Here is a 9951-nt window from a genome sequence, read left to right on the forward strand (position 1 = left end):
GGGAGCTGCGGTCCGGCGGCGGCCAGCCTATCTTCGCTCGTGACGTGAATCGAACGCTTCCTACTCATTGATCCGCCGAAGAGGGGATTGCCGCTCAACCAAGCGTTCGCTAGGGTTGGGTGGTATAGTCTCAATAGCCTCTCAACCCCGTCCCAACAACAACCCAAGGAGCCCCATCCATGAGCGAGAAAACGATCGAGGTGGTCGACAACGCCGGCATCGTGCGCCTGACCATCAATCGCCCCAAGGCGCTGAATGCCCTGAACAGCGACGTGCTGGCGGAACTGGAGCGTGTGCTGGCCGGCCTTGAGGGCCGCGATGACCTGCGCGCGGTGCTGATCACCGGCGCCGGCGAGAAGTCCTTCGTGGCCGGCGCCGACATCGCCGAGATGCGCGAGAAGATGCCCGCGGAAGCCCGCGACTTCGCGCGCCAGGCGCTGGATACCTTCAAGCGCCTGGAGACCCTGCCGGTGCCCACCGTGGCACTGGTCAACGGCTTCTGCCTGGGCGGTGGCTGCGAGCTGGCACTGGCCTGCGACTGGGCGGTGGCCAGCGACAACGCCATCTTCGGCCAGCCCGAGGTGCTGCTGGGCGTGATCCCCGGCTTCGGCGGCACCCAGCGCCTGCCGCGCCGGGTCGGCCCGGCCATGGCCCTCGACCTCTGCACCACCGGACGCAAGATCGATGCCGGCGAGGCGCTGCGCATCGGCCTGGTCAACCGCGTGATGCCCCAGGCCGAGCTCGAGGGCTACGTCGAGGAGCTCACCAAGCAGCTCGGTGGCAACGGCCCGCAGTCGGTGCGCGCCGCCAAGCAGGCGATCCACGACGGGATGGACCAGGAGCTGGACAGCGCCCTGGCGCTGGAGAACGCCCTGTTCGCCTTCTGTTTCGCCGGCGACGAGCAGAGCGAGGGCATGAGCGCCTTCGTCGAGAAGCGCAAGCCTAACTTCTGAGCCTGATGGGCCCCAGCGACAACGGCCGTGGCGGTGACGCCACGGCCGTTGTCGTGTGCGGGTGGAAACCGGCATGGCGCCCGACACGCCTCAGCGCAGCGGGTCGACACCCTGCCCGGAGAGCTCCGGAAAGTCGTCATGCATCGTCAGCGGCTCGATGTCGCCGCGCGTGGCCAGGAACTCGGGACGCCGCGATGGGGCGGCGTAGGGCTCCTCCAGGGCATTGTCCACGCTGTTGTAGACGAAGAACAGGTTGGAGCGCGGCCAGGGCGACATGTTCTCGTTCGAGGCGTGCAGGGTGTTGCACTCGAACAGCAGCAGCGAGCCCGCCGGTCCCTTGGGCGCCTGGATGCCGCCGTGCTCGGCCAGGCTGGCCAGGGCCTGCTGGTCGGGTACCCCGATCTTCTGGGCCTTGAGGGACTCCTGCCAGTTCGTCTCGGGCGTCTCGCCCATGCAGGGCACGAACTGGCGGTGGGAGCCGGGAATCAGCATCAGCGGCCCATTGAACTCGCTGTTGTCGGTGAGCATCAGCGAGGCGCTCACCGCCCGCATGCGTGGCATGCCGTCCTCGGCGTGCCAGGTCTCGAAGTCCGAATGCCAGTCGAAGCCGCTGCCCTGGAAGCCGTACTTGTCGTTGATGCGCGACTGGTGGATATAGACCTCGCTGCCCAGCAGCTGTCGCACCATGCCCAGGATACGGGGGTCGCGGGTCAGGCGGTCGAAGTGCTCCGAGAGCTGGTGCATGCCGAACACGGAGCGGATGGCGCCGCTGGCCGGGTCCTGGATGACCTGCTCGGAGCGCATCAGCGACTCGTCATTGGCCATCGCCTTGAGCTCCTCGAAGAATGGCTCGATGCGGTCCCGGGAGAAGAACCCGTCGAACCACAGGAAGCCGTCCCGTTCGTAGCGCGAGAGGGCGACTTCATCCAGCGGGCCCTCCCAGCGGCGCTGGTTGCGGGCATGCACCACCGGGTCCCGGCGGGGGAGCGGCGCGCGGTACTCGGTCAGGCGAGTGGGATAGGGGTCGAGATGATCCACCATGGGGAAACCTCCTCGTGATTCCAGTAACGCGAATCCCGAATGTCCCAGGGGGAAACGGGGTGAACCGTGCCGGGCCGATCCGCTGGATCGCCAGCGGAAAGGGGCTCCGGCATGCGTGCCATTAGTCAGTACTCTCGGGTCGAGACCGCGAGAGTTCAACCCTCTGGCCAGGATGGCCGAGAGGTTTACCCCGGAGGTTGCGCAAGCGTCTGTCGCAGCCGCGCCACCCGCTCCTGCATGCGCGCGACATGGCTGCCGTGCCAGTAGAGCCGGCCGCAGGCCTCGCACTGCAGGAAGTCGTCCACGTACTGCCGCGTCAGGGGCTCGAGCCGGTCGATCACCGCCTCCTTGGCCACAGGGACGAGACGGCCATTGCAATGCGTGCAGCGGGTGAAGGGCGCGAAGGCAGGGAGGAGGTCGAACTCCCGGCATACCTCCTCGACCTGCTGCCAGGGGTCGTCGGCGCGCACGTAGTGGGCGAGGCGGATGCGCCTGCGCTTGAGCAGCCGGCGGTCGCGGGTCAGGACCACGCGTTGCTCCTCGTCGGCCCGGGCGGCCAGTTCGGCGTCGCCGATGTCGTTGCGATAGTCGCAGTCGAAGCCGAGCAGGCGCAGGTAGCGGGCCAGCCGGCCCAGCTGGGCATCCAGCAGGAAGCGTGGGCATGCCGGTGGGCGAGGGCGCAGGTGGTGGGCCACTTCCGGGGCAACCGTCCAGGGGTAGACCTCTACCCGCTCACCGCCGGCGAGGATGTGCTCGAAACCCACCGAGGCGCCGTCGACCAGGATCACGTCCACCTCGGTATGCGGCACCCCCAGCGACTCGATGACGTCCTTGATCGCCGCCCGGCGCGACACGTCACGCAAGAGAGGCTCGCCGCGGAAGGCCGGCGGCAGGAAGTCGTTCAGCCGGTCATGGAACCGGAACTCGGCATGGGGCATGGCGCTTCCCCCTTGGGCACGTTCGGGTTCAGTCTAGGCGACACGGCCCCTGCGTCGCCGGATCATGCGGGTGGCGATGGCGGTGCCCGCGAGGGTGATCGCCATGCCAGCCAGTATCTGCAGGCTGAGACGCTCGCCCAGCAGCAGGTAGCCCCACACCAGGGCACTGACTGGCACCAGGAAGGTCACCGTGGAGGTGGCCGTGGCCCCGGCACTGGCGATCAGCCCGAAGTAGAGCAGGAAGGCCACCGTGGTGCTGAGTATCGCCAGCGCCAGGCCATTGGCCCAGGCCAGGCCGCTGATCGGCTCCGCGGGCCAGAGCAGCAGGCCCGGGACCAGCAGGATCAATGCCGACATGGCCGTGCTGCCGGCAGCCAGCACCCGCACCGGCAGGTGAACGAGATAGGTCTTCGAGTAGTTTCCCGCCACCCCGTAGCAGAAGGTCGCCCCCAGCACGGCGAGGATGAACCAGCCGTCGCCGCCCAGGGTGAAGTCCAGCCGGTCGGCCGAGAGCACGTAGACCCCGAACAGCGCCATGGCCAGTCCCAGGTACTGCTGGCGCTGGATGGGCGTGGCGAAGAACAGTGCCCCGAGCAGGGCCGTGAAGATCGGCGTGGTGGCATTGATCAGCGAGGTGAAGCCCGCTTCCAGGCGGGTGGTGGCGAGCGCCAGCAGCGAGAAGGGCAGCACATGGTTGATCAAGCCCAGCAGGAAGAGCCTGCCGGCATTCTCCCGCACCAGCCTCAAGTAGCGAACGCTGAGCAGCAAGGGGACCAGCAGCGCCGCGCCCACCCCCATGCGCACCAGGACCAGCGGCACCGGGCCGAACTCGGGGGAGGCCACCCGCATGAAGATGAACGACAGGCCCCACAGCGAGGAGAGCAGCAGCAGGCGCAGGGTATCGGCGGGGGACATTCCAGTTCCTTTGGATGACGAGGCGAGGGTGAGTGAACCGTCAGGTTACGGTGGCCGGTGTGCGCAGGGAAGTGGCGCGGCGGTGCGTCCGTTTTCGTGGCACTGCAGCAAGAGATTGATGTGCATCAGGCACAGGGCGCTGAAGGCCTGCTATAAATGAAGGGTACCTTATATTACCCGCGCCAGGAGCCTGCGCCATGCCCTCCATGATGAAAGCCGCCATCTTCGTCGAACCCGGTCGCATCGAGATCGACGATCGCCCGATTCCCGACATCGGCCCCAACGATGCCCTGATCCGGGTAACCACCACCACCATCTGCGGCACCGACGTGCATATCCTCAAGGGCGAGTACCCGGTGGAGAAGGGGCTGATCGTGGGCCACGAGCCGGTGGGGGTGATCGAGAAGCTCGGCGCCAACGTGCAGGGCTACCAGGAAGGGCAACGGGTGATCGCCGGCGCCATCTGCCCCAGCTTCACCTCCTACGCCTGCCAGGATGGCTGCAGTGCCCAGGACGGCGGCCACCACGCCCATGGCTACAAGCCCATGGGCGGCTGGCGCTTCGGCAACACCATCGACGGCGCCCAGGCCGAGTACCTGCGCGTGCCGGATGCCCAGGCCAACCTCTCGCCGGTTCCCGACGGCCTGACCGACGACCAGGTGCTGATGTGCCCGGATATCATGTCTACCGGCTTCGCCGGCGCCGAGTCGGCCAACATCAGGATCGGCGACAGCGTGGCAGTCTTCGCCCAGGGGCCCATTGGCCTGTGTGCCACCGCCGGCGCCCGGCTGCGTGGCGCGGGGTTGATCATCGCCGTGGATGGCGTCGATGAGCGCCTCGAGATGGCCCGCAAGATGGGCGCCGACGTGACGCTCAACTTCCGTCAGGTGGACGTGGTCGCCGAGATCCTCAAGATCACCGGTGGGCGGGGCGTGGACGTTTCCATCGAGGCTCTGGGGCTGCAGCAGACCTTCGAGCAGGCGCTACGGGTCATCAAGCCCGGTGGCACCCTGTCGAGCCTCGGCGTCTACTCCGAGAACCTCACCATCCCGCTCGACGCCTTCTGCGCGGGCCTGGGGGATCACCGCATCGTCACCTCGCTCTGCCCCGGCGGCAAGGAGCGCATGCGCCGACTGATGCAGATCATCGACAGTGGCCGCCTGGACCTCGGCCCCATGGTCACCCACCGCTACCCGCTAGAGAAGATCGTCGACGCCTACGACCTCTTCTCCCACCAGCGCGACGGCGTGCTCAAGGTCGCTCTCGAGGTCTCGTGAGGGGCAGCCGGCCCGGGGCAGGCGCCATGGGGCGGGTGTCTGTAGGGGCACGGCCCCGGCGAGAGTTCTGGTACACTCGCTTCGACCCTGTGGTTGACGGAGACACGATGGAAACGGAACTGAGCGAATTCGAGCAGCAGATGCGTCGCGAGATCAACGCCTTCATGGACAATGAGCAGGAGACCCGGCGCAAGGCGGCGACCTCGCCCCCCGAATGGCCCGCTGACGGGAACCCTGCCCCCAAGGCGACGCGCAGCAAGCCGTCCGGCGCGCCGAAGACCGGCCATCTGGTCAAGCTGGCGGTGCGCACCAAGCCGCTGGAGCTGGATAGCGTCTTCGAGCATATCTCCTCCAGCATCTCCAAGGTCGAGGCCCAGCTGGAAGCCGAGAAGGCCGCCCGCAAGGCGGGCTATCCGATCATCGGCTATGTGGTCGAGACCCGCCGGCTGTAGGATGGCACCTGCCCGCGACCCGTGAGAGGCGAGCAAGAGGAGAGAGACGATGGCCGATATCATCCGGGAATCGACCCTCACCTGCCCCGAATGCGGGCATATCAAGACCGAGACCATGCCCACCGATGCCTGCCAGCACTTCTACGAGTGCGAGGCGTGCCATCGCCTGCTCAGGCCCAGGCCCGGCGACTGCTGCGTGTTCTGCTCCTATGGCAGCGTGCCCTGCCCGCCCATCCAGCAGGGGCAGGAGTGTGGCTGAGGTTACCTGCGCCGGCGACAGGAGAGTCCCGTGAAGATTACCCGGCTCAATATCTACCCGGTGAAGTCGCTGGGCGGCATCCCCCTCGACCAGGCCGAACTGGGTGTTCGCGGCCTGGCCCATGACCGCCAATGGATGGTGGTCGACGATATCGGCCGCTTCGTCACCCAGCGCCAGCTGCCCCACATGGCGCGGATCGTGGAAAGCCTCGACGACGAGGCCCTGATGCTGTCGCATCCCGGGGCGGTGCCCCTGCGTATCCCGCTTCAGCGCGACGACCAGCCCCGGCTGCCCGTCTATGTCTGGGACGACCAGTGCCAGGCACTGGACGAGGGAGAGGAGGCCGCCGCGTGGCTCGGGGCCGTGCTGGGCGACTACCAGGGCAGCGGGCTGCGGCTGGTGCGCTTCGCCCCGGACCAGCGTCGTAACGTCGAGCCCCACTTCCTGGCGCCCGGCGAGCAGGCCCACACGGCCTTCGCCGATGGCTATCCCTTCCTGGTGGTCTCGGAGGCGTCGCTGGCTGAGGTCAACCGGGTGCTCGAGACCAAGGGGCTCGCCCCGGTGCCCATGGAGCGCTTCCGGCCCAGCATCGTGGTCGACGCCGCCGAGCCCTTCGCCGAGAATGGCTGGGGCGAGCTCTCCCTCCATGAGGGCGCGGTCCGGCTGGGGCTGCGCAAGCCCTGCCAGCGTTGCAAGATTACCACCGTCGACCAGGCGACCGGCGAGATCGCCGTGCCCGGCGAGCCGCTGCGCACCCTGGTACAGATGAACACCCGCCTGGCGCCCGGCGGCTACTTCGGCCAGAACGCCATCCTGCTGGCCGGGGAGGGCTCGACCCTGGCCGTGGGCGATGAGCTAAGCGCGAGCGCACAGCCATGACCATCAGCGCCATTCCCGTTGACCAGCGGGTCATCGGCATCGACTCCCGCCGCTTCGCCTCCATCGAGAAGGCCCTGGTGGAACTGATCACCAACTGCGACGACAGCTACGGGCGCCTCGAGCGCGCCGGCGAACCGGTAAGCGGCGAGATCCGCATCGAGTACGAACGCCACCAGAGCGGCGCCCTGCTCAAGGTGACCGACCAGGCGGAGGGTCTGTCGTTCGAACGTGCCGCCAGCATCCTGACCTACGGAGGGGCGCACAGTCCCCTGGCCCGCGGCGAGGGGGAGGGGCGCGGTTTCTTCGGCCGCGGCCTCAAGCAGGCGATCTACGGGCTCGGCCATGGCTGGCTCGAGACACTGCATGACGGGCGACACAGTCGCATCGAGCTGTTCCGTGCCGACAACGGCGGCTACCTCTACGAGGACGGGGACGGTGACAGGCCCGCCGGCGAGGGGGACCACCGTCGACTCGGGATCGAGGGCAACGGCACCCGGGTGACCATCGTGGTGGAGAACCCCCAGGTGGCCATCTCCCACTACCATACCCTGGTCCAGGCACTGGCCAACAACTTCTTCCTGCGCGACATCCTGGAGCGTCGTGAGGTGAGCCTGGTGCACACGCGGCGCGGCCGCGCGCTGGAGCAGAGCGGGCGGATCCGCTTCCAGGAGCCTCCATCGCTCCTGCTTATCGGCCCCGAGCAGGAGGGCAGCTTTCTCTTCCAGCAGCAGGCCTACCCCTTCACGCTGACCCTCAAGCGGGCCCGGGAGGCGGAGCTGATCCTGAGGGGGGACGAGCGCACCAATGGCCTGGTGGTCCTGTCCGGGATGGCGGCCCTGGACTGCCAGCTGTTCGACTACGAGAACCAGGTGGGCACCGAGTACCTGTTCGGCACTGTTCGCTGCCCGGCCCTGGTCGAGAAGCTGGCCCAGGGGCAGGCCATCATCAGCGACGAGCGGGAAGGGCTCAATCCCCGCAACGCCCTCGTCCAGGCCTTCTCCCGGGCCGTCAGCCGCCTCATCGGCCCCCATGTGCTGGCCGAGCAGGAGAAGCTCAGGCACCTGGCACGGGCCACCACCTCCGGTCGCACCGCGCACATGATCGAGCACCTGCTGCAGCGCATGAGCCGGGCGGCGATCCAGGACCTGGGCATCGCCCCGCCGCCGGCGAGGTCACCGGTGGAGGAGCCCGCCGCGCCGGCAACGGCGCTGCGCTTCACCACCCCCTTCTACTACCGTCGGCCGGGTCACCCCTTCCATGTGGCCCTGCTGGTGGACGCCGAGCAGCTGCCCGAGGAGGCAGTGCTGACAATCGACTACGCGCTGCCCGATTCGCTCGTCATCGATGCCGCACCGCGTGAGGTGCCGGTGGCCGAACTGGGCGAGGCGGGGCGCCTGACGTGGACCCTGAGCGGCGAAGCGGCCGGGGCACGGGGCGAGATCAACGTGCGAGCCGGTGCCTACTGGGCCTGGTGCGAGATCGTGCTGTCCGAGCAGGCCTCACACCACGGCCAGGGTGGCATGCCCCATCCGCCGCGCCACGGTCCGGCACGTGACCACGGCGAGGCGATGTTCCTGGGTTACGAGTTCCGCAACCTCCAGGACACCCTGGACCGGGCCGTCTACAGCCCCGAGGAGCGCAAGATCCTTATCAACACCGGAGCCCCGACGGTACAGCTCTACGTCGACGGCCGGGGCCATTTCCGCGACTCCGCCCGGTTGCTGCTGGCGGAGCTGTTCCTGGACGTGATCGCCGAGGAGCTGGCCACGCGCTCGCTGGAGGGCTCCGTGCGGCAGGGCAGCGTCTCCGACTTCCATGCTACCAAGCAGGCGATCATCCGACGCTACGGCAGCGAGGTCCATCGCGCCTTCCTGACCGGATGACCCCCTGCCTGGCGCGACGCCGTCGGCGAGGCGCTGGCGCCGAGACCGCGTTGATCCCCGAATCCCCGAATCCCCCGATTCTCCGGCTCCGTGCCGGACTATACTGCGAAGGAGGGCGGGGAACGGGGGCGCTGACCTGTCGACGCGCTCTCCCGCACGCTCCCCTCAGCGCCATGGCCCGCCTGATCCCGCTCTCCTCGGGTGAACCCTCTCACCCCATGCCCCACCGCTATTGTCGTCGCCGTGCCGCATGGGCGCCTGAGGAGGGGGCGACGGCAGGGGATATGGCTGATGAACGATCATGCATGGGCTCAGGAGGTCGAGGCGGCCCGCGCCTACGAGGCGCTCTTCGTGCCCTCGCTGTTCCAGCAGTGGGCGCCGCAGCTGCTCGACGAGGCGAGGGTCGCGGCCGGGGACCGAGTCCTCGACGTGGCCTGCGGCACGGGGCTGCTCGCCCGAGAGGCGCTGCCCCGGGTTCAGCCCGCCGGCCTAGTGGTCGGCCTGGACGCGATGGCGGGGATGCTCGAGGTGGCACGGGAACTCGCCCCGGCGGTGGTGTGGCGCCAGGGCGACGCGCAGCAATTGCCCTTCGGTTCGCAGGCGTTCGATGTGGTGGTGAGCCAGTTCGGCCTGATGTTCTTCCCGGACAAGCCGGGGGCGCTGCGCGAGATGCATCGTGTGCTGGTGTCTTCGGGGCGACTGGCGGTGGCGGTGTTCGACGGCCTGGAACGCAATCCCACCTACGCCCGCGAGGTGGCCCTGCTGGCGCGAACCGCCGGCGAGGCCGCGGCGGAGGCGCTCAAGGCCCCCTTCGTCCTCGGCGATGTGGAAGCGCTTGTGTGCATGACCCGTGAGGCGGGCATGGAGGCGGTCGAGGTGACTACGCTGAGGGGGACGGCCGACTTTCCTGGCATCGGCGAGCTTCTCGAGGCGGACCTGCGCGGCTGGCTGCCGGTCATGGGGGTGAACCTCGACGAGGCCACCATCCAGGAGGTGCTCGCCCAGGCCCAGGAGGAACTGGCCGACGTGATCGACCCGCGTGGCCGGGCGGTGTTCGAGGTATTGGTCCACCTGGTCAGCGGCCGTCGCGGCTGAGGGCTCGCATCGGGGATTGAAGGCACTGGACGACGGAGGTGAGGCATGCTGGGAGCCATCGCCGGCGACATCATCGGCTCGGTCCACGAGCAGGCGGGGACCAAGACCCGCGACTTCCCGCTGTTCACGCCCGAGAGCACCTTCACCGACGATACCGTGCTGAGCGTGGCGGTGGCCGAGGTGCTGCTCGAGGGCGGCGATTTCGCCGAGGCCTTCCACGCCTACTACCACCGCTACCCGGAAGCCGGTTTCGGCGGCC

General features: G+C 68.4%; 11 protein-coding genes. 8 read left to right on the forward strand and 3 right to left on the reverse strand.

Annotated elements, in window-relative coordinates:
• The first annotated feature begins 179 nt into the window (after positions 1-179).
• Positions 180-953, forward strand: coding sequence for an enoyl-CoA hydratase-related protein (locus tag SCI24_RS10240; protein ID WP_318725272.1), 774 nt, complete (start codon positions 180-182; stop codon positions 951-953).
• A 90-nt stretch (positions 954-1043) separates the two neighbouring features.
• On the opposite strand, the gene thpD is transcribed toward SCI24_RS10240, so the two are convergent.
• From thpD to SCI24_RS10255, 3 genes are all read right to left on the reverse strand, one after another.
• Positions 1044-1994 (reverse strand): ectoine hydroxylase, encoded by a 951-nt coding sequence (gene thpD / locus SCI24_RS10245; RefSeq protein WP_318725273.1) that lies wholly within the window; start codon positions 1992-1994, stop codon positions 1044-1046.
• Positions 1995-2179: 185 nt separating this feature from the next.
• On the reverse strand, positions 2180-2932 hold the full coding sequence (locus SCI24_RS10250) for a Mut7-C RNAse domain-containing protein (protein ID WP_318725274.1): 753 nt from the start codon (positions 2930-2932) through the stop codon (positions 2180-2182).
• A 33-nt stretch (positions 2933-2965) separates the two neighbouring features.
• Positions 2966-3847: a DMT family transporter gene (locus SCI24_RS10255; protein ID WP_318725275.1), complete on the reverse strand. Its 882-nt coding sequence runs from the start codon at positions 3845-3847 to the stop codon at positions 2966-2968.
• A gap of 197 nt (positions 3848-4044) precedes the next feature.
• On the opposite strand from SCI24_RS10255, the gene SCI24_RS10260 reads away from it, so the two are divergent.
• From SCI24_RS10260 to SCI24_RS10290, 7 genes are all read left to right on the forward strand, one after another.
• Entirely contained in the window at positions 4045-5124 is a 1080-nt protein-coding gene (locus tag SCI24_RS10260) for an NAD(P)-dependent alcohol dehydrogenase (RefSeq protein ID WP_318725276.1), read from the forward strand.
• Positions 5125-5231: 107 nt separating this feature from the next.
• On the forward strand, positions 5232-5576 hold the full coding sequence (locus SCI24_RS10265) for a hypothetical protein (protein ID WP_318725277.1): 345 nt from the start codon (positions 5232-5234) through the stop codon (positions 5574-5576).
• 49 nt (positions 5577-5625) lie between these two features.
• The gene (locus tag SCI24_RS10270; RefSeq protein WP_318725278.1) at positions 5626-5835 is read left to right on the forward strand and encodes a GDCCVxC domain-containing (seleno)protein; all 210 of its coding nucleotides are present in this window, start codon (positions 5626-5628) and stop codon (positions 5833-5835) included.
• A 30-nt stretch (positions 5836-5865) separates the two neighbouring features.
• Positions 5866-6714 (forward strand): MOSC domain-containing protein, encoded by an 849-nt coding sequence (locus tag SCI24_RS10275; RefSeq protein WP_318725279.1) that lies wholly within the window; start codon positions 5866-5868, stop codon positions 6712-6714.
• On the forward strand, positions 6711-8597 hold the full coding sequence (locus SCI24_RS10280) for a hypothetical protein (RefSeq protein WP_318725280.1): 1887 nt from the start codon (positions 6711-6713) through the stop codon (positions 8595-8597). Before SCI24_RS10275 ends, SCI24_RS10280 begins: the two co-directional genes overlap by 4 nt.
• Before the next feature lie 291 nt (positions 8598-8888).
• Positions 8889-9692: a class I SAM-dependent methyltransferase gene (locus tag SCI24_RS10285; RefSeq protein ID WP_318725281.1), complete on the forward strand. Its 804-nt coding sequence runs from the start codon at positions 8889-8891 to the stop codon at positions 9690-9692.
• Between the two features lie 45 nt (positions 9693-9737).
• The coding region (locus SCI24_RS10290) for a hypothetical protein (RefSeq protein ID WP_318725282.1) at positions 9738-9951 on the forward strand (214 nt) is incomplete at its 3' end.

The organism is Halomonas sp., from assembly GCF_033549285.1.
Classification (GTDB): Bacteria; Pseudomonadota; Gammaproteobacteria; order Pseudomonadales; family Halomonadaceae; genus Halomonas.

What these genes read in the sequence shown, in the direction of transcription:
- thpD (WP_318725273.1), bottom strand. Translation starts at nt 1,994, where the DNA reads ATGGTGGATCATCTCGACCCCTATCCCACTCGCCTGACCGAGTACCGC.
- SCI24_RS10255 (WP_318725275.1), bottom strand. Translation starts at nt 3,847, where the DNA reads ATGTCCCCCGCCGATACCCTGCGCCTGCTGCTGCTCTCCTCGCTGTGG.
- SCI24_RS10285 (WP_318725281.1), top strand. Translation starts at nt 8,889, where the DNA reads ATGAACGATCATGCATGGGCTCAGGAGGTCGAGGCGGCCCGCGCCTAC.
- SCI24_RS10280 (WP_318725280.1), top strand. Translation starts at nt 6,711, where the DNA reads ATGACCATCAGCGCCATTCCCGTTGACCAGCGGGTCATCGGCATCGAC.
- SCI24_RS10265 (WP_318725277.1), top strand. Translation starts at nt 5,232, where the DNA reads ATGGAAACGGAACTGAGCGAATTCGAGCAGCAGATGCGTCGCGAGATC.
- SCI24_RS10240 (WP_318725272.1), top strand. Translation starts at nt 180, where the DNA reads ATGAGCGAGAAAACGATCGAGGTGGTCGACAACGCCGGCATCGTGCGC.
- SCI24_RS10250 (WP_318725274.1), bottom strand. Translation starts at nt 2,932, where the DNA reads ATGCCCCATGCCGAGTTCCGGTTCCATGACCGGCTGAACGACTTCCTG.
- SCI24_RS10270 (WP_318725278.1), top strand. Translation starts at nt 5,626, where the DNA reads ATGGCCGATATCATCCGGGAATCGACCCTCACCTGCCCCGAATGCGGG.
- SCI24_RS10260 (WP_318725276.1), top strand. Translation starts at nt 4,045, where the DNA reads ATGCCCTCCATGATGAAAGCCGCCATCTTCGTCGAACCCGGTCGCATC.